The organism is Enterobacter sp. P82, from assembly GCF_037053385.1.
GTDB lineage: Bacteria > Pseudomonadota > Gammaproteobacteria > Enterobacterales > Enterobacteriaceae > Enterobacter.
In genome coordinates this window covers 86,201-106,220 of the sequence record NZ_JBALHX010000006.1, presented here as the reverse complement: position 1 = coordinate 106,220, position 20,020 = coordinate 86,201, and the positions used below count along the sequence as shown (strand labels likewise).

General features: G+C 55.0%; 18 protein-coding genes. 9 read left to right on the top strand and 9 right to left on the bottom strand.

The annotated features are described in order from the left end of the window. Window positions 1-11: 11 nt before the first annotated feature. The 6 genes from yiaY to WB237_RS20400 form a co-directional block, all read right to left on the bottom strand. Entirely contained in the window at window positions 12-1,163 is a 1,152-nt protein-coding gene (gene yiaY / locus WB237_RS20425; protein ID WP_336215896.1) for an L-threonine dehydrogenase, read from the bottom strand. Between the two features lie 179 nt (window positions 1,164-1,342). Beyond that, on the bottom strand, window positions 1,343-3,187 hold the full coding sequence (selB, locus tag WB237_RS20420) for a selenocysteine-specific translation elongation factor (RefSeq protein WP_336215893.1): 1,845 nt from the start codon (window positions 3,185-3,187) through the stop codon (window positions 1,343-1,345). Beyond that, window positions 3,184-4,569 carry an L-seryl-tRNA(Sec) selenium transferase gene (gene selA, locus WB237_RS20415; RefSeq protein ID WP_336215891.1) on the bottom strand — a complete coding sequence of 462 codons (1,386 nt, stop codon included), beginning with the start codon at window positions 4,567-4,569 and terminating at the stop codon, window positions 3,184-3,186. Before selA ends, selB begins: the two co-directional genes overlap by 4 nt. Before the next feature lie 103 nt (window positions 4,570-4,672). Continuing rightward, a complete protein-coding gene (locus WB237_RS20410) occupies window positions 4,673-5,281 on the bottom strand; it encodes a glutathione S-transferase (RefSeq protein ID WP_336215888.1) in 609 nt (202 codons plus the stop codon). A gap of 90 nt (window positions 5,282-5,371) precedes the next feature. Continuing rightward, window positions 5,372-6,508 (bottom strand): HlyD family secretion protein, encoded by a 1,137-nt coding sequence (locus tag WB237_RS20405; protein WP_256068174.1) that lies wholly within the window; start codon window positions 6,506-6,508, stop codon window positions 5,372-5,374. 2 nt (window positions 6,509-6,510) lie between these two features. After that, entirely contained in the window at window positions 6,511-6,867 is a 357-nt protein-coding gene (locus WB237_RS20400; RefSeq protein ID WP_336215882.1) for a DUF3302 domain-containing protein, read from the bottom strand. Between the two features lie 656 nt (window positions 6,868-7,523). Here WB237_RS20400 and WB237_RS20395 point away from each other — a divergent pair. From WB237_RS20395 to trmL, 9 genes are all read left to right on the top strand, one after another. After that, window positions 7,524-9,431 (top strand): PTS mannitol transporter subunit IICBA, encoded by a 1,908-nt coding sequence (locus tag WB237_RS20395; protein WP_336215880.1) that lies wholly within the window; start codon window positions 7,524-7,526, stop codon window positions 9,429-9,431. Window positions 9,432-9,539: 108 nt separating this feature from the next. Further along, window positions 9,540-10,688 carry a mannitol-1-phosphate 5-dehydrogenase gene (gene mtlD, locus WB237_RS20390; protein ID WP_336215878.1) on the top strand — a complete coding sequence of 383 codons (1,149 nt, stop codon included), beginning with the start codon at window positions 9,540-9,542 and terminating at the stop codon, window positions 10,686-10,688. After that, window positions 10,685-11,275, top strand: coding sequence for a mannitol operon repressor MtlR (gene mtlR, locus WB237_RS20385; RefSeq protein WP_336215876.1), 591 nt, complete (start codon window positions 10,685-10,687; stop codon window positions 11,273-11,275). The genes mtlD and mtlR overlap by 4 nt, the downstream gene beginning before the upstream one ends. Before the next feature lie 58 nt (window positions 11,276-11,333). Further along, on the top strand, window positions 11,334-11,696 hold the full coding sequence (locus tag WB237_RS20380) for a YibL family ribosome-associated protein (protein WP_336215874.1): 363 nt from the start codon (window positions 11,334-11,336) through the stop codon (window positions 11,694-11,696). Window positions 11,697-11,975: 279 nt separating this feature from the next. Further along, a complete protein-coding gene (lldP, locus tag WB237_RS20375; protein WP_336215872.1) occupies window positions 11,976-13,631 on the top strand; it encodes an L-lactate permease in 1,656 nt (551 codons plus the stop codon). Beyond that, a complete protein-coding gene (lldR, locus tag WB237_RS20370; RefSeq protein ID WP_028017883.1) occupies window positions 13,628-14,401 on the top strand; it encodes a transcriptional regulator LldR in 774 nt (257 codons plus the stop codon). The genes lldP and lldR overlap by 4 nt, the downstream gene beginning before the upstream one ends. After that, window positions 14,398-15,585 (top strand): FMN-dependent L-lactate dehydrogenase LldD, encoded by a 1,188-nt coding sequence (gene lldD, locus WB237_RS20365; RefSeq protein WP_114978959.1) that lies wholly within the window; start codon window positions 14,398-14,400, stop codon window positions 15,583-15,585. Before lldR ends, lldD begins: the two co-directional genes overlap by 4 nt. Window positions 15,586-15,769: 184 nt before the next feature. Then, window positions 15,770-17,110: an MFS transporter gene (locus tag WB237_RS20360; RefSeq protein WP_336215869.1), complete on the top strand. Its 1,341-nt coding sequence runs from the start codon at window positions 15,770-15,772 to the stop codon at window positions 17,108-17,110. A 45-nt stretch (window positions 17,111-17,155) separates the two neighbouring features. Further along, window positions 17,156-17,629 carry a tRNA (uridine(34)/cytosine(34)/5-carboxymethylaminomethyluridine(34)-2'-O)-methyltransferase TrmL gene (gene trmL / locus WB237_RS20355; RefSeq protein ID WP_049006964.1) on the top strand — a complete coding sequence of 158 codons (474 nt, stop codon included), beginning with the start codon at window positions 17,156-17,158 and terminating at the stop codon, window positions 17,627-17,629. Here trmL and cysE read toward each other — a convergent pair. The 3 genes from cysE to secB all read right to left on the bottom strand — a co-directional run bounded on the left by cysE (window position 17,626) and on the right by secB (window position 20,010). Continuing rightward, entirely contained in the window at window positions 17,626-18,447 is an 822-nt protein-coding gene (gene cysE / locus WB237_RS20350; RefSeq protein WP_008502718.1) for a serine O-acetyltransferase, read from the bottom strand. The genes trmL and cysE overlap by 4 nt on opposite strands. Before the next feature lie 76 nt (window positions 18,448-18,523). Further along, window positions 18,524-19,543 (bottom strand): NAD(P)H-dependent glycerol-3-phosphate dehydrogenase, encoded by a 1,020-nt coding sequence (gpsA, locus tag WB237_RS20345; protein WP_114978961.1) that lies wholly within the window; start codon window positions 19,541-19,543, stop codon window positions 18,524-18,526. Then, entirely contained in the window at window positions 19,543-20,010 is a 468-nt protein-coding gene (secB, locus tag WB237_RS20340) for a protein-export chaperone SecB (RefSeq protein WP_003860835.1), read from the bottom strand. The genes gpsA and secB overlap by 1 nt, the downstream gene beginning before the upstream one ends. Window positions 20,011-20,020 lie beyond the last annotated feature (10 nt).

Here is a 20,020-nt window from a genome sequence, read left to right as displayed (position 1 = left end):
TAAGACAAGAGTCACATCGCGGCGCGGTAAATTTCCATTATCTCTTCATGGGTCGCCTGAACCGGGTTGGTGAACCCACAGGCATCCTTCAGCGCATTGGTTGCCAGGACCGGAATATCTTCCTCTTTGACGTTCAGTTCGCGAAGACCCGCCGGGATATTGACCTTGCGGGCCAGCGCACGGATCTCAACGATGCAGGCCTGGGCCCCCTGCATGTCGGTCATCTCACTCACATTCACGCCCATGGCTTTTGCACAGTCGCGCAGACGCCCCGCCGCAGCCTTGCTGTTAAACACCTGAACGTGTGGAAGCAGTACAGCATTACAGACGCCATGCGGCAGATCGTAGAAACCACCCAACTGATGTGCCATCGCGTGTACATAGCCTAGTGAAGCATTGTTAAACGCCATTCCAGCGAGGAATTGCGCATAGGCCATCGCTTCACGCGCCTGAGCGTTACTGCCATCTTCAACGGCATGCACCAGGTTTTCACTAATCATCGTCACCGCTTTCAGCGCGCAGGCATCGGTAATAGGTGTGGCCGCCACAGACACATAAGCTTCAATCGCGTGCGTCAGGGCATCCATACCGGTTGCCGCTGTCAGTGAGGGTGGCATTCCTGACATGAGCGAGGAATCGTTAACGGACAGTACTGGCGTAACGTGCTTATCCACTATCGCCATTTTAATATGACGCGTCTCATCAGTAATAATACAGAAACGCGTCATTTCCGAAGCCGTACCCGCGGTAGTATTAATCGCAATCATCGGCAATTGGGGTTTTGCAGAGCGATCGACACCTTCATAATCACGAATATCACCGCCGTTCACTGCCACCAGCGCAATACCTTTTGCACAATCGTGAGGTGAACCACCACCCAGTGAAATAATACAGTCACACTGATTTGCTTTTAATATTTCCAGACCTGCCGCCACATTTGCTGTCGTCGGATTAGGGTGCGTGCCGTCATACACAACGCTGGAAATATCACGTTCTTTCAGAGCATATTGAATACTGGCGACCATACCCAGCTTGCTCAGCATGGTATCGGTGACAATCAGCGCACGGCGCCAGCCGTAGTCGCGCATGGTATCCATTGCGGTGTTTAATGAATCAGAGCCAATAATATTCACGGAAGGAATATAAAATACGGATGCAGCCATGATATTTCCTCAAAGAGATAAAATTTGTCGGCAGCATAAGGTAAAGATTACGCAAAAAACATGATCAAAAATATGATTTTGCGAAGACCTTCGCAGGTTGAATAAATTTAACTCTGCGAAGGTGTGAATTAATATTTAAATCTCTTTCTATCTATTCTATTTTTGTATTAATTCCTGTTTTATGTTTGCGGAAATAATAGTGAGTCGCGTAATAAATGATCATTCCCACGACGACGGGTAAACCCGATACGGTTGAAATATTCCAGGATCTGGATCGCCAGCTTGCGGCCAACATTCAACCGGTCACGGAAATCAGCTGCACAGGTAGAGCCTCGTTCCTGATCCAGCTCGCGGATCAAGTTGGCAAACGCAACAATGCGATCGTTACGATAATAACGATCTTTCACGATCGCGACGATAAGCCCCTGCTGAGCCGCATGGCGCAATACCTGGCGCATCACTTGCTCGTCAGTGTTCGTTTGGCGGGCCAGGTCGCGAACCCACCACGGCTCATCGCCAAACAGTGATGCCACTTTTTGCCATACTGCCTCTTGCTCAGCGGTAAACCCGGCTTTGTGATCCGGCAGATGCAGCCAACCGTGGTGACTTTTAATCACCCCCGTTTCGCGCATATTTTCAATCAACAGCAGCACCAGCGCATCGTCTTCCATCGGCAGCGCCATGCGTCGCAGACGCTCGCGACCAGGGCCCGGTTCATCCTGATGCTGTTCATGGTAAGTCGCAAGCGTGTTCAATATTTTACGCTGCCAGTGTGCCGCCACCGGGGCGTTCAGCAGACTGTTGCCAGCCTGAATAAAGCCCGGCTCCTGAGTCAGCTGACGTAAACCTCCCTCACTCAACTGGCGAGCCCATGCAAAATCAGCAAGATTCACCGCACCGCGCTCGAGATGAGCCAGCAGCGCTGTTTTATCATCCGTCGCCTGCGCCAGCGCAGCCAGCCAATGCAGATACTCAGGTTTACGCTTGCCACGTCGCGGTGAGTGGAGTGTCACCACCCGCGCCCCGGCCAGCGTTTCCCGCGCTGAAATATCACGCAGAACCAGACGGTCATTATCTGCAAGCCAGAGTGGCGAATCGAAAACCAGCTCGGCAAGGTCGTTTTCCAGCAGCGAGATACGTCCGGTAATATGGCTGGCCGCGTGGTGAATATGCAGCGGTTGCCATTGAGTCAGCGGCAAGTGCGTCTGCAGAGAGACGATCACGCGCTCAGACGGTTCTGGAGGAGTGCCAGCCAGCAGCCAGTCACCACGGTTAAGCTGGTCTTTTTCCGCATCACCGGCAATATTAAGTGCGATTCGCTGCCCGGCATGAGCATGCTCTACGGGCTGGTTTTGCGCATGTAAACCGCGCACGCGCATCGGTTTGTTAACGCCCGTCAGCCATAAACTGTCACCTACTCTCACTTCGCCGCTCAGCGCCGTACCCGTGACGACCAGACCCGCACCTTTAACGGTAAACGCCCGATCAATCGCCAGACGGAAACGATGATGGCTGGCGTGGTCGCGCGACGACAATTGCTGCAAATGGCGGCGAAGATCGTCGATACCGCGACCTTCAGTCGCTACAGTGACAAAAAGCGGTGCATCCGCAAAACCATATTCACGTAAGGTCGCCTGTACCGTTGCGCGCACTTCACTGATGCGCGCCTCATCCACGCGATCGGCTTTGGTCAGCGCAACGGTTAGCTGCGGGTTGCCCGTCAACTGCAGGATCGCCAGATGCTCGCGCGTTTGCGCCATTACACCGTCATCACAGGCCACCACCAGTAGGGCATGATCGATCCCCCCCACGCCCGCCAGCATGTTTGAAAGAAACTTTTCATGCCCCGGAACATCAATAAAGCCCAGCACGCGACCATCAGGCTGCGGCCAGTAGGCATAGCCCAGATCGATGGTCATGCCGCGCTTTTTCTCTTCCGGAAGACGATCGGCATTTACGCCCGTAATCGCCTGCAATAACGTGGTTTTTCCGTGGTCGACGTGACCGGCGGTGGCAATAATCATTTCAACAACATCTCCAGGAATCGCTCTTCATCTTCAAGACAGCGTAGATCCAGCCACATTCTACCGTCGTAAATCCGCCCGATAACCGGCGTCTGCAACGCGCGCCAGCGCGACGACAGGGTTTCAAGGTGGCTACCGCGCCCGTCACGCGGGGTGAACGTGAGCGCTTCACTCGGTAGTCTGTCCACTGGCAATGAACCGCTGCCAATCTGCGACTGGCAAGGTTCAATGCGAACGTCAAAATCAGGGTAATGAGGGACAACGCGGGGTAACAGCAATTCACCCTGTGCACGAATTGAAGCAGCATCCCGGGTTAGCAGACGCAGCGTAGGCAGGCGGTCAACCAGTTTCTCCGGATGCAGATAGAGCCGCAATGTCGCCTCCAGTGCCGCGAGCGTCATTTTATCCGCGCGCAGGGCTCGCTTGAGCGGATGCTGCTGCAACTGTGCAATCAGCTCGCGCTTACCCACAATGATCCCCGCCTGCGGTCCCCCCAGCAGTTTGTCGCCGGAAAAGCTCACCAGGCTGACACCCGCCGCAATCATCTCTTGTGGCATCGGCTCTTTTGGCAAACCGTACTGGCTGAGATCGACCAGGGAACCACTACCGAGATCGGCAATCACCGGAATATTCAGCTCGCGCCCAATCGCCGCCAGTTCAGCTTCTTCAACGGTTTTGGTGAAACCTTCAATATGGTAATTGCTGGTATGAACCTTCATCAGCAGGGCGGTATTTTCATTGACCGCCGCACGATAATCTTTGGCATGAGTGCGGTTAGTGGTGCCCACTTCATGCAGCGAACAGCCTGCCTGACGCATCACGTCCGGAATGCGAAACGCGCCACCAATCTCAACCAGCTCACCGCGGGAAACCACCACCTCTTTGCCGCTGGCGGTGGCCGCCAGCATTAACAGCACCGCAGCGGCGTTATTATTCACAATGCAGGCATCTTCCGCGCCGGTCAGCTGGCAGAGAAGGTCCGCCAGTGCGCGATCACGATGTCCGCGCCCTGCACCGTCCAGATCGTACTCCAGCGTCACAGGCATTCGCATGGCCTGCACGACCGCAGCAACCGCCTCTTCGGCCTGTTGCGCGCGCCCCAGGTTGGTGTGCAGTACCGTACCCGTCAGGTTAATCACCGGACGAAGTGCGCTTTGCGTTTTCTCATCCAGCCGCTTTTCAACTTCCTGCTCCCACACCGCGCACCAGTCAGGCAAGGCGTTTTCTGCCTGAATGTGGTGTCGGGCTTCGTCCTGAAGCAACCGTAACATCTCAACCGTCGCGGTATGGCCGAAACGCTCAACTGCAGCATGAATGCGAGGCTCGCGAAGAAGACGGTCGGTAGCGGGAATCTGGCTGTACAGCGAATGATGAGTAGTCATGAAAGCGCCTGGCGAGTAAATATCATCCCCCCTCCCGACGGGAGAGGGAGTTAACATGTGGAGGGATTGTACCGCCTCCGGCAGCGAAGTGTTATAACCCGCATCAAGCCTTTGGCGGTTCGGTGCGGGCAAAACTCTCACGGCTAAAAAGCGTTTCGGCAAGTTTTACCAGCAACGGGCGGTCGACGCACCAGCCAGGGGAAACATGACGGAAGTTGAGATAACCGATGGCGCAGGCGATCGCTATTGTTGCCAGATCCAGTCTGTCGGGCTGGATTTTTCCCTCCCGGATGAGCTGCTCACACATATCCAGGCTGCGGCTGATTTTTTCCCGCTGGCGTAGCAGTTCTGTTTCCGACTGTTGGGCGGCGGGTCTTGCCTGCTCGCGTACGGAAGTTAACGCCGCATCCATAATGCCATCGGCCAGGGCTTCAATTTGCTTCACAGCCAGCGCGGCTTTTGGGTCAGCCGGTAGCATTGCCGGGGCGACGCCCAGCAGCTCGATGTACTCCGCAATAATCGGGGAATCAAACCAGTATTCACCCTCGTTCGTCACCAGTGCCGGGACTTTACCTAGCGGGTTGTACTGCGCGACGCCGTTTTCGGCGTTGTAAGGCTGTTCATTGACGAATTCAAATTCAATCCCTTTCTCCAGCAGGAGAATCGAGATTTTTCGCACGAAGGGACTGGTGTAGCTACCGATGAGTTTCATTGCCTGATCCTTGATGCCGGAAAAAAATCAGTATGGATCAAGCGACGAAAAAAGGGCAGGTCTGCATGTCGCATTCCTGCCCTGGAAGGATTAGTGATCGAGATAGAGGTAGTGCATCCAGCTGGTCATACGCAGCAGCACCTTACGCATCACCGAAACATGGGCGAAATGGTCCGAATAAACCGCCACCTGAGCATAAATACCGTCTGGCAGTGCATCGACATCGGCATTCGGGTCAAGCTCGATAGTCCCCAGCACGCCATCCGTACCCGGAACCACTGTCAGAGACTGCAGCGCACCCTGAGCCTGATATGATCCACCCGGCACTACCGGCAGAATGCTGGTGAGCTTACCTGAGAAGACCTGCCCCGGCAGGGCATTGAACACCACTTCAGCCTCATCACCCGGTTTCAGACGCAGCAATGAGTTCTGACGGAACTGCGCCACAATCTGACGTTTCTGTTCCGGGATAAAGACCATAACCGGACGCAGAGGCAGCGCGGCGGCATAGGTCCCTGGACGAATCAGTACCTGGGTGATATAGCCATCGCTCGGTGCACGCACTACGGTCTGTTCCAGGTTGTATTTGGCTTCGGCAAGCTGGGCGCGCAGAGAGGCAACCTGAGATTGCTCACCGTTAACCATGCTGTCTAACTGAGTCTGGATTTGCGTCTGTTCGGCTACAGAGCCTTTAACCAGCGCGTCTTGTGCCAGATAGTTCTGGCGCGCATTGTCGATATCGCTTTCAGAGAACGGGTTAACCTTTGCCTGGCTGCCTTTCAGGTAGCGCTGATAATCTTTATACAGACGATCGCGTTCCGCAGACACCCGCGTGGTATTGGCGACCGCTTCCGACAGTTGTGCCTTCAGGTTGTCGATATTGTGCGTCGCAGTCACCAGGTCAGCCTGGAGTCTGTCTACACGCGCCTGGTAACGGCCTGGATCAAGTTTAAATAACACTTCACCCTTTTTAATGAGCTGATTATTTTTATCAGTCACTTCACTGACCACCCCGGTAACCTGCGGCGTAATCGGAATAGAAATAACCGCCTTTTGAGCCGTAAAGGTATACGGGTGGTTATAGTTCATTAGCAGGATAAGTCCGGCGACAATAAATATCCCGCCTAATGTCGCGGTGGCGAGCGTCCACTGGTTAACGGGAATACGGAATATTTTAAAGATGGCCCAGGCAAATGCCACATAGGTCAGAATAATCAACAGATCCATGATTAGCGCTCCCGCGTGTTCTTATCAGCAGTGGGTTGTACCGCTGCCAGCTTTTGTTCAAGCTCCGCCACGCGTTTGGTCAGTGCATCCATGCCGGGAACCTCATCAGGCTTCACGATGTGGTTCTGCATCCCCCAGCCGCGATCTTCACGGTACAGCGTGGCCCAGATCCACAGGAACGGCCAAATGGCATGGAGCGTAAACAGGCTGATCCATCCTGCCGTATGAATCGCATCGGCATGGGGATGGTTACGCTTTTTGGCCATATTATACGGGATGTCATGAATGGCGATGACGCCGTAAAAAAGGACCAGGAAAACAAAAATCAATACGCCCAGCGCAAAATAGTTGAGAAACATATTCTCCTCACTTAAACAACGTCAACTCATTAAATTAATAAAACGGTACGCAACCTAATTAATTTTTATAGGCACAGGAATCACTTGCTATTTCAGCAGCCGGGGAGTATGGGTTTTTATAATATCTCCATGCAAGTTTATAAACGTGTCAAAATATAACCTGAATAATAATAGACTTAACCTTACAATATGAGAGTAATCCACGTTTTAACTTTTCGCCATACCACATATGAAAAGTGGTTTTTTAGCTTTCTGTGTCGCCTCATGCCATCCTGACGCTAAATCGCAAGACAGAATTTGTTGACGATCACAGCCGGAGAATTCTGCATAAAAATATTTTGTGAAACAAGTCACAATACAGAGACAAACCCGTCAGGATCAAATGTGACAAAAATCACAAAAAGGGGTCATTTCTGCTCTATTTTTCGTCATCGTATTTTTTTTGCCCACTTACTTTGTGATTCAGATCACCACATTGATATCCACACCCCCTACATTTACGTGACGCATATCACACAAATTTTCGTCATCTGGACAGTTGAACGATTCAGTGCCAGATTTCACAGCATGAACAGGGCCCGGCTACCTCTGCCGCCTCACATTAACAATAAACCTCGGGCCGCAAGCCTAAGCGTAAACAGAAGAAGGGGTGTTTTATGTCATCCGATTTCAAGATCAAAGTACAAAGCTTTGGTCGTTTCCTCAGCAACATGGTGATGCCAAATATCGGCGCGTTTATCGCGTGGGGTATCATCACCGCATTATTCATTCCGACAGGGTGGTTGCCAAACGAAACGCTGGCGAAACTTGTTGGCCCAATGATTACTTATCTGCTGCCGCTGCTCATCGGTTTCACCGGTGGTCGTCTGGTGGGCGGTGACCGTGGCGGTGTAGTGGGTGCAATCACAACCATGGGTGTGATTGTCGGTGCGGATATGCCAATGTTCCTGGGCGCAATGATTGCGGGTCCTCTGGGCGGTTGGGCAATCAAACACTTTGATTCCTGGGTAGACGGTAAGATTCGCTCTGGCTTCGAAATGCTGGTGAACAACTTCTCCGCAGGCATCATTGGTATGATCCTGGCGATTCTGGCGTTCCTCGGCATTGGCCCTGCGGTTGAAGTGCTGTCCAAAATTCTGGCAGCAGGCGTTAACTTCATGGTTGTGCACGACATGCTGCCGCTGGCGTCTATCTTTGTTGAACCGGCGAAAATCCTGTTCCTTAACAACGCCATCAACCACGGTATCTTCTCACCGCTGGGTATTCAGCAGTCTCATGAGCTTGGCAAATCCATCTTCTTCCTGATTGAAGCGAACCCGGGCCCGGGTATGGGTGTTCTGCTGGCGTACATGTTCTTTGGTCGCGGTAGCGCGAAGCAGTCTGCTGGCGGTGCGGCTATCATTCACTTCCTGGGTGGTATCCACGAAATTTACTTCCCGTACGTGCTGATGAATCCACGTCTGATCCTGGCCGTTATCCTCGGCGGTATGACTGGTGTGTTCACCCTGAGCGTGCTGGGCGGTGGTCTGGTTTCTCCGGCGTCTCCGGGTTCTATCCTGGCGGTACTGGCGATGACGCCAAAAGGGGCTTACTTCGCAAACATCGCGGCTATCTGTGCAGCAATGGCGGTCTCCTTCGTGGTCTCTTCTATTCTGCTGAAAACCAGCAAAGTGAAAGAAGATGATGATATCGAAGCGGCTACCCGTCGTATGCACGACATGAAAGCGGAATCCAAAGGTGCGACACCGCTGGCGGCTGGTGATGTCTCTAACGACCTGAGCCACGTGCGTAAAATCATCGTTGCCTGTGACGCCGGTATGGGTTCCAGCGCAATGGGTGCAGGTGTGCTGCGTAAGAAAGTGCAGGATGCGGGTCTGACTAACATCTCTGTGACCAACAGCGCCATTAACAGCCTGCCACCGGATGTGGACCTGGTTATCACGCACCGCGATCTGACCGAACGCGCCATGCGTCAGGTTCCGCAGGCACAGCATATTTCGCTGACCAACTTCCTCGACAGCGGCCTGTACACCAGCCTGACCGAGCGTCTGGTTGCCGCGCAGCGTCACGAAGACAACGAAGTGAAAGTGCGCTCCAGCCTGCAGGACAGTTTCGACGAGAGCAACGCCCACCTGTTCAAACTGGGTGCGGAGAACATCTTCCTCGGTCGTACTGCTGCTACCAAAGAAGAGGCGATTCGCTTTGCCGGTGAGCAACTGGTGAAAGGTGGCTACGTTCAACCTGAATACGTTGATGCGATGCTGGAACGTGAAAAACTGACACCAACCTACCTGGGTGAATCCATCGCGGTTCCGCACGGTACGGTTGAAGCGAAAGATCGCGTGCTGAAAACCGGCGTCGTATTCTGTCAGTATCCGCAGGGTGTGCGCTTCGGTGAAGAAGAAGACGACATCGCCCGTCTGGTGATTGGTATCGCCGCTCGTAACAACGAGCACATTCAGGTAATTACCAGTCTGACCAACGCCCTGGATGATGAGTCTGTCATTGAGCGTCTGGCCAGCACCAGCAGCGTGGAAGAAGTACTGGCACTGCTGAATAAGTAAGCGCATTTCCACCCTCTCCCCACTGGGGAGAGGGCTAGGGTGAGGGGAAAGTTATGCGGTTCCTCACCCCAGCCCTCTCGGGTAAAAACATTGATGAAGGTTAATACTATGAAAGCATTACATTTTGGCGCAGGTAATATCGGTCGTGGCTTTATCGGCAAACTGCTGGCAGACGCGGGCATTACGCTGACATTCGCCGATGTGAACCAGGTGGTGCTAGACGCCCTGAATGCCCGTCATAGCTATCAGGTTCACGTAGTGGGAGAAAACGAGCAGGTTGAAACGGTTTCAGGTGTGAATGCCGTAAGCAGCATTGGCAACGACGTTATCGACCTTATTGCCAGCGTTGACCTGGTTACCACTGCTGTGGGTCCGGTCGTGCTTGAGCGTATCGCTCCTGCGGTGGCGAAAGGCCTCGCCAAACGTAAAGCGCAGGGCATTGATACCCCGCTGAACATCATCGCCTGTGAAAACATGGTGCGCGGCACCACGCAGTTGAAAGGCCATGTGCTCGCCGCTGTTGCTGACGCAGATAAAGCCTGGGTTGAAGCGCACGTGGGGTTTGTTGATTCCGCCGTTGACCGTATCGTCCCACCGTCAGAATCCGCTACCCACGATCCGCTGGAAGTGACTGTAGAAACCTTCAGCGAGTGGATCGTCGATAAAACGCAGTTTAAAGGCGCGCTGCCGACCATTCCGGGAATGGAATTAACCGATAACCTGATGGCATTTGTCGAACGCAAACTCTTCACGCTGAACACCGGGCATGCTATAACCGCGTACCTCGGAAAATTGGCCGGTCATCAGACCATTCGTGACGCGATCCTCGATGAGAAGATCCGCGCGGTGGTAAAAGGGGCAATGGAAGAGAGCGGCGCGGTGCTGATTAAACGCTACGGTTTCGATGCGGATAAACACGCAGCATACATCCAGAAAATCCTCGGTCGCTTTGAAAACCCGTATCTGAAAGATGACGTTGAGCGCGTGGGCCGCCAGCCGCTGCGTAAGCTGAGCGCGGGCGACCGCCTGATTAAGCCGCTGCTGGGCACGCTGGAATACGGCCTGCCGCACGCCAACCTGGTGAAGGGGATTGCCGCCGCAATGCACTACCGCAGCGAGCAGGATCCGCAGGCGCAGGAACTGGCTCAACTGATTGACGATAAAGGCGCGCAGGCTGCGCTGGCGCAGATTTCAGGTCTGGACGCCAACAGCGACGTGGTTGTGGAGGCGGTTAACGCATATAACGCAACCAAATGATGCAGAGTGTGGCGCAGGTAACCCTGCGCCCTGATTACAGATTGTCAGATATGCAGGCAATAATGGAACAAACCCAGGCCTTTGAAAATCGTGTGCTTGAGCGTCTGAATGCTGGCAAAACCGTACGAAGTTTCCTGATTGCCGCCGTCGAGCTGTTAACCGAGGCGGTGAATATCCTGGTGCTTCAGGTGTTTCGCAAAGACGACTACGCGGTAAAATATGCTGTAGAACCGTTACTGGACGGAGACGGACCGCTGGGCGATTTATCCGTGCGTCTGAAGCTGATTTATGGTCTTGGCGTGCTGAACCGACAAGAGTATGAAGATGCGGAGCTGCTAATGGCGCTGCGCGAAGAACTCAATCATGACGGTAATGAATACACCTTTACCGACGATGAAATCCTGGGGCCGTTCGGCGAGCTGCACTGCGTCACCGCGCTTCCTCCGGCACCGCAGTTTGATAACAGCGATCCTGAGCTCTATGCGATGCAAAAGCTGCGTTATCAACAGGTTGTCCGTTCCACGATGGTTCTCTCCCTGACTGAGCTGATTTCCCGAATCAGCTTAAAAAAAGCGTTTCAGAAGTAAGCCTGCTCACATTGGTGTATCCTTCCCTGTAAATTCCCCGTTTTCAGAGTTATTTGTCATGAAAGAAGTCGAAAAGAACGAAATTAAACGCCTGAGCGACCGCCTGGATCTGATCCGCCACCAGATGGCTGGCCTGTCACTGGTCGATTCCGCCGAGAAGTACGCTGAGCTGGAAAAAGAGGTCGCCACGCTGGAAACCGAAATCGAGCGCCTGCGCGAAGTCAAAGGCCAGAAGCTGAGCAAAGAAGCGCAGAAACTGATGAACATGCCGCACCGCCGTACGATCACCAAAAAAGAGCAGGCCGACATGGGCAAGCTGAAGAAAAGCGTTCGTGGTCTGGTGGTGGTGCACCCAATGACCGAGCTGGGCCGTGAAATGGGCCTGAAAGAGATGACGGGTTTTTGTAAGACCGCGTTCTGATCATTCCCCCTCTCCCTGTGGGAGAGCATCGGGGTGAGGGCATCAGGCTCCACCCCGCTTCAAATTGGCCCAACCAATCCCCTATTTCTTTCTTCCCCGCTTCACAAATCCATCATTTCTGCTCACAAAACCATTGCCAGCTCATAACATCTGGTTAACCATTTGTTGTCATTACCCCTACAACACAACATTGGCAGGACCACTTTTACACAGACTGTGATGCAGAGATGAGCGGAGACTCACCCGCAACGCAGACTGTCTGGTCCCCAGGAGACCTGCATGAGCCTCTGGCAACAAAACTACGACCCGGCCGGAAATATCTGGCTGTCGAGCCTGATCGCATCGCTTCCGATCCTGTTCTTCTTCTTTGCGCTGATTAAGCTCAAGTTGAAGGGCTACCTTGCCGCCACCATCACCGTTGCCATTGCGCTGATGGTGGCATTATTGTTCTACAAAATGCCGGTCGACCGTGCTCTGGCCTCTGTGGTCTACGGTTTCTTCTATGGCCTGTGGCCGATTGCGTGGATCATCATTGCCGCGGTCTTTGTCTATAAAATCTCGGTGAAAACCGGACAGTTCGACATCATCCGTTCGTCGATTCTCTCAATTACCCCTGACCAGCGCCTGCAGATGCTGATTGTCGGCTTCTCCTTTGGGGCGTTCCTGGAAGGGGCAGCAGGTTTTGGCGCACCGGTGGCGATCACCGCCGCGCTGCTGGTCGGTCTGGGTTTTAACCCGCTGTATGCCGCAGGTCTGTGCCTGATCGTGAACACCGCCCCCGTCGCGTTTGGTGCGATGGGCATTCCGATTCTGGTGGCCGGACAGGTGACCGGGCTGGACAGCTTTGAGATTGGCCAGATGGTGGGCCGCCAGCTGCCGTTCCTGACTATTATCGTGCTGTTCTGGATCATGGCGATTATGGACGGCTGGCGCGGTGTGAAGGAGACCTGGCCTGCGGTGATGGTGGCGGGTGGTTCGTTCGCCATCGCCCAGTATCTCAGCTCCAACTTCCTCGGTCCTGAACTGCCGGACATTATCTCTTCGCTGGTTTCGCTGGTTTGTCTGACGCTGTTCCTGAAGCGCTGGCAGCCGGTACGTATTTTCCGTTTTGCCGATATGGGCGCCTCTCAGGTCGATCAAACCCTGGCGCGTACAGGCTATACGGCAGGACAGGTGATCCGTGCCTGGTCACCGTTCCTGTTCCTGACCGCAACGGTGACGCTGTGGAGCATCCCACCGTTTAAAGCCCTCTTCGCCCCGGGCGGGGCACTGTACGACATGGTGATTAACATTTCCGTACCGTTCCTCGACAAGATGGTCGCCCGTATGCCGCCAGTGGTCCACGCCGCAACGCCGTATGCCGCGGTGTACAAATTCGACTGGTTCTCCGCGACCGGTACGGCGATTCTGTTTGCCGCTATCTTTTCTGTTGTCTGGCTGCGCATGAAGCCTGTCGCCGCAGTACAGACCTTTGCGGCGACCATTAAAGAGCTGATGCTGCCGATTTACTCCATCGGCATGGTGCTGGCGTTCGCGTTTATCTCAAACTATTCCGGTTTGTCATCAACGCTGGCTCTGGCGCTGGCGCATACCAGTCACGCATTCACCTTCTTCTCGCCGTTCCTCGGCTGGTTGGGGGTGTTCCTGACCGGTTCAGATACCTCGTCTAACGCCCTGTTTGCCGCGCTGCAGGCGACGGCGGCCCAACAGATTGGCGTGTCAGACGTCCTTCTGGTGGCGGCTAACACCACTGGTGGCGTAACCGGGAAAATGATCTCCCCGCAATCCATCGCCATTGCCTGTGCGGCGGTGGGACTGGTCGGTAAAGAGTCGGACCTGTTCCGCTTTACCGTGAAACACAGCCTGATATTCACCTGCATGGTCGGGGTGATCACCACCCTGCAGGCCTATGTCTTAACCTGGATGATTCCATGATAGTGATGCCCAGACGCCTGTCCGACGAGATCGCCTCTCGCGTGCGGGCGCTGATTGAAGAACAACAGCTGGAAGCGGGCATGAAATTGCCCGCCGAACGCCAACTCGCCGCCCAGCTTGGTGTATCACGTAATTCGCTGCGTGAGGCACTGGCGACACTGGTCAGCGAAGGGGTACTGGTAAGCCGCCGCGGTGGTGGCACCTTTGTCCGCTGGCAGCATGATGACTGGTCTGAGCAAAACATCGTTCAGCCACTGAAAACGCTGATGGAGAACGACCCGGACTACAGCTTCGACATCCTTGAAGCGCGTCACGCCATCGAAACCAGTACCGCCTGGCATGCAGCCATGCGGGCAACCGAGGCCGATAAAGAGAAGCTAAGAGCCTGTTTTGAGGCCACGCAAAGCAGTGACCCGGATATCGCCTCCCAGGCGGACGTGCGCTTTCACCTGGCGATTGCCGAGGCATCACACAACGTGGTTCTGCTGCAGACCATGCGCGGTTTCTTCGACCTGCTGCAATCCTCCGTGAAGCAGAGCCGCCAGCGTATGTATCTGGTTCCACCGGTGTTTGCCCAGCTGACCGAACAACACGAGGCGGTACTTAACGCCATTCTGGCCGGTGATGCCGAGGCCGCGCGAAAAGCGATGATGGCGCATCTGGGCTTCGTACACACCACCATTAAACGATTCGATGAAGATCAGGCCCGACAGGCGCGTATTACCCGTCTGCCTGGCGACAGTGATATTTCCAGGGAGAACAAAGCATGATTATTTCAGCAGCCAGTGACTATCGCGCCGCGGCGCAGCGCATTTTGCCACCTTTCCTGTTTCACTATATCGACGGCGGGGCCTATGCCGAGCACACCCTGCGTCGCAATGTGGAAGACCTGTCGGAAGTGGCTCTGCGCCAGCGCGTGCTGAAGAATATGTCTGACCTGAGCCTTGAGACGAAATTGTTCAATGAAACGCTCTCAATGCCTGTCGCCCTCGCCCCCGTTGGCCTGTGCGGCATGTACGCTCGTCGTGGCGAAGTACAGGCGGCCGCGGCTGCAGATGCCAAAGGCATTCCGTTTACCCTCTCCACCGTTTCCGTCTGCCCGATTGAAGAAGTCGCTCCAACCATCAAGCGCCCAATGTGGTTCCAGCTGTACGTTCTGCGCGATCGCGGGTTTATGCGTAATGCGCTGGAGCGTGCCAAAGCGGCGGGTTGCTCAACGCTGGTCTTTACCGTCGATATGCCAACCCCCGGCGCACGCTACCGTGATGCTCACTCAGGCATGAGCGGCCCGAATGCCGCCCTGCGCCGTTACTGGCAGGCGGTGACGCATCCGCAATGGGCCTGGGATGTCGGTCTGAACGGCCGTCCACACGATCTGGGGAACATCTCGGCTTACCTTGGTAAACCTACCGGGCTGGAAGATTACATCGGCTGGCTGGCGAATAACTTCGACCCGTCCATCTCCTGGAAAGACCTGGAGTGGATCCGCGAATTCTGGGACGGCCCGATGGTGATCAAAGGGATCCTCGACCCGGAAGATGCCCGCGACGCAGTACGCTTTGGCGCTGACGGGATTGTTGTTTCTAACCACGGCGGACGCCAGCTTGACGGTGTGCTCTCTTCCGCACGAGCCCTGCCTGCGATTGCCGATGCAGTGAAAGGCGACATCGCTATCCTGGCCGACAGCGGCATCCGCAGCGGGCTGGACGTGGTGCGTATGATCGCGCTGGGCGCTGACAGCGTACTGCTGGGGCGTGCGTATCTGTATGCCCTGGCGACGGCGGGCCAGGCAGGTGTGGCAAACCTGCTTAACCTGATCGAAAAAGAGATGAAGGTGGCGATGACGCTGACCGGCGCGAAAACGATCGGTGAAATCAGCAGAGATTCTCTGGTGCAAGAATTTAATAAATTATCGGCGACGCTGGCTCCCCTTGCTCAGGGAAACGCAGCCTGAATTCTCACCCACTTTAAACTCTCATTCTCACGCGTCCGATCTCCCTCTCGGGCGCTTTTTTATACCAAAAATAACATCCAGATAACATATTGGATAAGAAAATTTGACATCAACCTGCTCCGCGCAATTGTATAGACAAGCAAATACAAGAACACAAAAACAACATCACATCAGAGGGGAGCGTATGACGTATTCAGGTAAGGTGGATATTCAGCAGGTGATCGATGAGAGTCCATTTTCAGGGTTTCACTGGCTTCTTATCGTGCTGGGCTTTCTGGTTCTGGCGATTGATGGTTTTGATACGGCGGCGATGGGTTACATCGCGCCTACGCTGTCGGCAGAATGGGGGATACACAAACAGGATCTGGGGCCGGTACTGAGCGCAGCGCTGCTGGGGCTGTCGTTGGGGGCACTTATCGCCGGTCCGGTATCGGACCGGATGGGACGCAAGCGCGTACTGGTCTTTTCGTGTCTGTTCTTCGGTCTTGCGAGCCTGGGAACGGCCTGGGCGCAAAGTCTGAATACGCTCACGCTGTGGCGCTTTTTGACGGGTCTGGGCCTCGGCGCAGCAATGCCTAACGCCATCACGCTGATCTCCGAGTTTGCCCCCCAGCGCTGCCGCGCCATGGCGATTAACACCATGTACTGCGGCTTCCCTCTGGGTGCGGCAGGCGGTGGTGCGATCTCTTCCTGGCTTATCCCCCACCACGGCTGGCGAAGCGTGCTGCTGACCGGCGCAATTGCTCCGCTGATTTTAACGCTGCTGCTGGCGCTGCTTTTACCGGAGTCAGTGAAGTTTCTGGTACAGCGCGGGAAAGACGTCATGCAGGTCCGCCGTATCGCCAGCCGGTTCGCCCGCAGCACGCTGGAGAGCGTCACAGGCTTTTTCCTGGCGGAGGAGAAATTCGTGTCTAAAAAAGGGAGCGTGGCGCAGTTGTTTTCTATGCCCTGGCTGCCCGGTACCCTGATGCTGTGGGTGACCTATTTTATGGGGCTGGTCATTTACTACGTCCTGCTGAGCTGGATGCCAACGCTGATGCAGGGGATGGGTTATGCTCTGGCGGAATCCGCCTGGCTCACCTCGCTGTTCACCTTCGGCGGTACCGCAGGCATTCTGCTCGCGGGCTGGATGATGGACCGCTGGGAAGCGCACAAGGTGGTCGCCGGGGGATTTGTCCTGACAATGGGACTGATCCTGTTACTCGGCCTTGAGCATAACCATATCGCCCTGTTTGGCGGACTGATTTTCCTGATGGGGATCGCAATGAACGGTGCACAATCGGGCATGCAGACCCTGGCCGCGACCTTTTACCCTACAGAGTGCCGCGCGACAGGCATCGCCTGGATGCAGGGGATCGGCCGCTTTGGCGGGGTGGCGGGAACAATGACCAGCGCCCAGCTTCTTTCCATGCAGTGGCAGGCAGACAGTATTTTAATGATCCTCAGCGTGCCCGCCCTGGTGGCCGCTGCGGCAACCGTCTACAAAATGCTGTATAGCCGCTCGCAGGAACCCGGCGTCGCGTAGTTCCTCTCTTTTCTGCTATTCTGCCCCCGCAATTAAGGGGGCAGCATGCTTAACATCGTTTTATTCGAACCAGAAATCCCGCCGAATACCGGCAACATCATCCGCTTGTGTGCGAACACCGGTTTTCGCCTGCATATCATTGAACCAATGGGTTTTACGTGGGACGACAAACGTCTGCGGCGCGCGGGGCTGGATTATCATGAATTTACTGCCGTGGTGCGTCATCATGATTACGCCGCGTTTCTGGAAAGCGAAAAGCCACATCGTATGTTCGCCCTGACCACGAAAGGGACGCCTGCACACAGCGCGGTGAGCTATCAGGAAGGGGATTATCTGATGTTTGGCCCGGAAACCCGTGGCCTGCCCGCAATCATCCTGGACGCCCTGCCCGCAGAGCAAAAAATCCGTATTCCAATGATGCCGGACAGCCGCAGCATGAACCTGTCAAATGCGGTGTCAGTGGTGGTGTATGAAGCATGGCGCCAGTTGGGATACCCGGGCGCCATTCTCAGAAGTTAAATACCGTCCCCATACTCGAAAGTATGGTGGATACCGTTGAAGTGCTGATCCATATCCATTGACGGTTTATCGCTGTCTGGCTTGCCGACAATACGTGCCGGTACGCCAGCGGCGGTGGTGTGCGGCGGAACTGGCTGAAGCACGACTGAACCCGCACCAATCTTCGCCCCGCGCCCTACTTCGATATTCCCGAGGATCTTGGCACCTGCGCCAATCATCACCCCTTCACGGATCTTCGGGTGACGATCGCCGCTGGTTTTGCCCGTACCGCCCAGCGTGACCGATTGCAGAATAGAGACGTCATCTTCAATCACCGCCGTTTCACCGACAACAATGCCGGTGGCATGGTCGAGCATAATCCCACGGCCAATTTTCGCCGCCGGGTGGATATCAACCTGAAAGGTCACAGACACCTGGTTTTGCAGGAAGATGGCCAGCGCGCGGCGGCCTTCGTTCCACAGCCAGTGACCAATGCGGTAGGCCTGAAGCGCATGGAAGCCTTTCAGGTACAGCAGCGGTGTAGAGTATTTATCGACAGCCGGGTCACGCGTGCGCACAGCCTGGATATCACAGGCGGCAGAGGCGATCATTTCCGGATCTGCGGCGTAGGCCTCTTCTACCACTTCGCGAATGGCGATGGCAGGCATAATTGAGGAGGCCAGTTTGTTGGCAAGCATATAGCTCAGGGCGCTGCCGAGGTTTTCGTGCTTGAGTAGCGTCGCGTGGTAGAAACTGGCCAGCATAGGCTCGCAGTCGGCCAATGCCCGGGCTTCGGCTTTAATATTGTTCCAGACGATATCCAGTTCTTCACACGGCATTGCTTACTCCAGACGTAATAGTACGATCGGCCAGTCTCTGCTGGCCGTATCGTTGGGTGACAACGGTTCCCTGCGACTAGTTGCTGCTGCGCTCGTCCTTGCGCGCACGACCTAATAAGGTCAATGCTGCCTCGCGCGCATTTTTTCCGCAATACAATACCTGATAAATTTCCTCGGTTATTGGCATTTCAACGCCAAACCGATGGGCAAGTTCGCGAACTTCTTTGGTATTGCGGTAGCCTTCAACCACCTGACCAATCTTCTCCTGCGCGCCTTTTACATCGCTGCCCTGTCCGAGCATCATGCCAAAGCGGCGGTTACGCGACTGGTTGTCGGTACAGGTCAGCACCAGGTCGCCCAGACCTGCCATCCCCATAAAGGTCGCCGGATCAGCACCCAGTGCCGCTCCCAGACGGGACATTTCTGTCAAACCACGGGTGATCAACGCCGTACGTGCGTTGGCGCCAAAACCAATGCCGTCTGACATCCCGGCACCAATCGCAATCACGTTCTTCACCGCGCCACCCAGCTGTACACCGATAAAATCGGGGTTGCTGTAGACGCGGAAGCTCTTACCACAGTGCAGCAGGTGCTGAAGATCGTCGGAAAACGCCTGATCGGTTGAAGCCAGCGAAATCGCTGTTGGCAGGCCAGCGGCCAGCTCTTTGGCAAACGTCGGCCCGGAAATGACGGCCAGCGGGATGGTATCGCCCAACGCTTCGCGGGCAACGTCCTGCAGCAGACGTCCGGTTTCGGCTTCCAGTCCTTTCGTCGCCCATACAATACGTGCATCCGGACGCATCAGCGGCTTGATCTGACGCAACACTTCGCCAAAGACATGGCTTGGCACCACAATCAGAATGTTGCGGCTGGCTGCCAGTGCGGTCGCAAGATCGCTTTCCAGATGCAGGGTGTCAGGGAACGGCACGTCAGGGAGAAACGCCACGTTGCAGCGGTCATGTTGCAACGTCGCGATATGTTTTGGATCGTGGCCCCACAGAACCACATCGTGACCATTTCTTGCCAGTGTGATGGCAAGAGCGGTGCCGTATGAGCCGGCACCGATCACAGTCATTGACGCATTAACAGTGCTCATCAGGCATCCTGATGTTGTTCAGCACCTTCGCCAGCTTGCTGCTGCAGATAGTTCATGAACAGCGCATCAAAGTTTACTGGCGCAAGGTTCAGTTGCGGGAATGTACCGCGAGAAACCAGGCTGGTGATGCATTCACGCGCATACGGGAACAGGATGTTCGGGCAGTATGCACCCAGGCAATGCGCCATCTGGTTGCCTTCAATGCCGCCGATGGAGAAGATGCCGCCCTGCTGAACTTCACACAGGAAAGCCGTTTCTTCGCCCAGAGAAGCGGTAACAGTCACACGCAGTACGACTTCATACACATCATCCGCCAGTTGGGTGGATGCGGTATCCAGATCAAGTTTAACCTCTGGCTGCCAATCTTTCTGGAAAACGTGTGGCGCATTTGGCGCTTCGAAAGAGACATCCTTGGTGTAGATGCGCTGGATCTGGAAAGTCATTTCGGTGTTGTTTTGTTCTGACATGGAAAAACCC

What these genes read in the sequence shown, in the direction of transcription:
- yiaY (WP_336215896.1), bottom strand. Translation starts at nt 1,163, where the DNA reads ATGGCTGCATCCGTATTTTATATTCCTTCCGTGAATATTATTGGCTCT.
- selB (WP_336215893.1), bottom strand. Translation starts at nt 3,187, where the DNA reads ATGATTATTGCCACCGCCGGTCACGTCGACCACGGAAAAACCACGTTA.
- selA (WP_336215891.1), bottom strand. Translation starts at nt 4,569, where the DNA reads ATGACTACTCATCATTCGCTGTACAGCCAGATTCCCGCTACCGACCGT.
- WB237_RS20410 (WP_336215888.1), bottom strand. Translation starts at nt 5,281, where the DNA reads ATGAAACTCATCGGTAGCTACACCAGTCCCTTCGTGCGAAAAATCTCG.
- WB237_RS20405 (WP_256068174.1), bottom strand. Translation starts at nt 6,508, where the DNA reads ATGGATCTGTTGATTATTCTGACCTATGTGGCATTTGCCTGGGCCATC.
- WB237_RS20400 (WP_336215882.1), bottom strand. Translation starts at nt 6,867, where the DNA reads ATGTTTCTCAACTATTTTGCGCTGGGCGTATTGATTTTTGTTTTCCTG.
- WB237_RS20395 (WP_336215880.1), top strand. Translation starts at nt 7,524, where the DNA reads ATGTCATCCGATTTCAAGATCAAAGTACAAAGCTTTGGTCGTTTCCTC.
- mtlD (WP_336215878.1), top strand. Translation starts at nt 9,540, where the DNA reads ATGAAAGCATTACATTTTGGCGCAGGTAATATCGGTCGTGGCTTTATC.
- mtlR (WP_336215876.1), top strand. Translation starts at nt 10,685, where the DNA reads ATGATGCAGAGTGTGGCGCAGGTAACCCTGCGCCCTGATTACAGATTG.
- WB237_RS20380 (WP_336215874.1), top strand. Translation starts at nt 11,334, where the DNA reads ATGAAAGAAGTCGAAAAGAACGAAATTAAACGCCTGAGCGACCGCCTG.
- lldP (WP_336215872.1), top strand. Translation starts at nt 11,976, where the DNA reads ATGAGCCTCTGGCAACAAAACTACGACCCGGCCGGAAATATCTGGCTG.
- lldR (WP_028017883.1), top strand. Translation starts at nt 13,628, where the DNA reads ATGATAGTGATGCCCAGACGCCTGTCCGACGAGATCGCCTCTCGCGTG.
- lldD (WP_114978959.1), top strand. Translation starts at nt 14,398, where the DNA reads ATGATTATTTCAGCAGCCAGTGACTATCGCGCCGCGGCGCAGCGCATT.
- WB237_RS20360 (WP_336215869.1), top strand. Translation starts at nt 15,770, where the DNA reads ATGACGTATTCAGGTAAGGTGGATATTCAGCAGGTGATCGATGAGAGT.
- trmL (WP_049006964.1), top strand. Translation starts at nt 17,156, where the DNA reads ATGCTTAACATCGTTTTATTCGAACCAGAAATCCCGCCGAATACCGGC.
- cysE (WP_008502718.1), bottom strand. Translation starts at nt 18,447, where the DNA reads ATGCCGTGTGAAGAACTGGATATCGTCTGGAACAATATTAAAGCCGAA.
- gpsA (WP_114978961.1), bottom strand. Translation starts at nt 19,543, where the DNA reads ATGAGCACTGTTAATGCGTCAATGACTGTGATCGGTGCCGGCTCATAC.
- secB (WP_003860835.1), bottom strand. Translation starts at nt 20,010, where the DNA reads ATGTCAGAACAAAACAACACCGAAATGACTTTCCAGATCCAGCGCATC.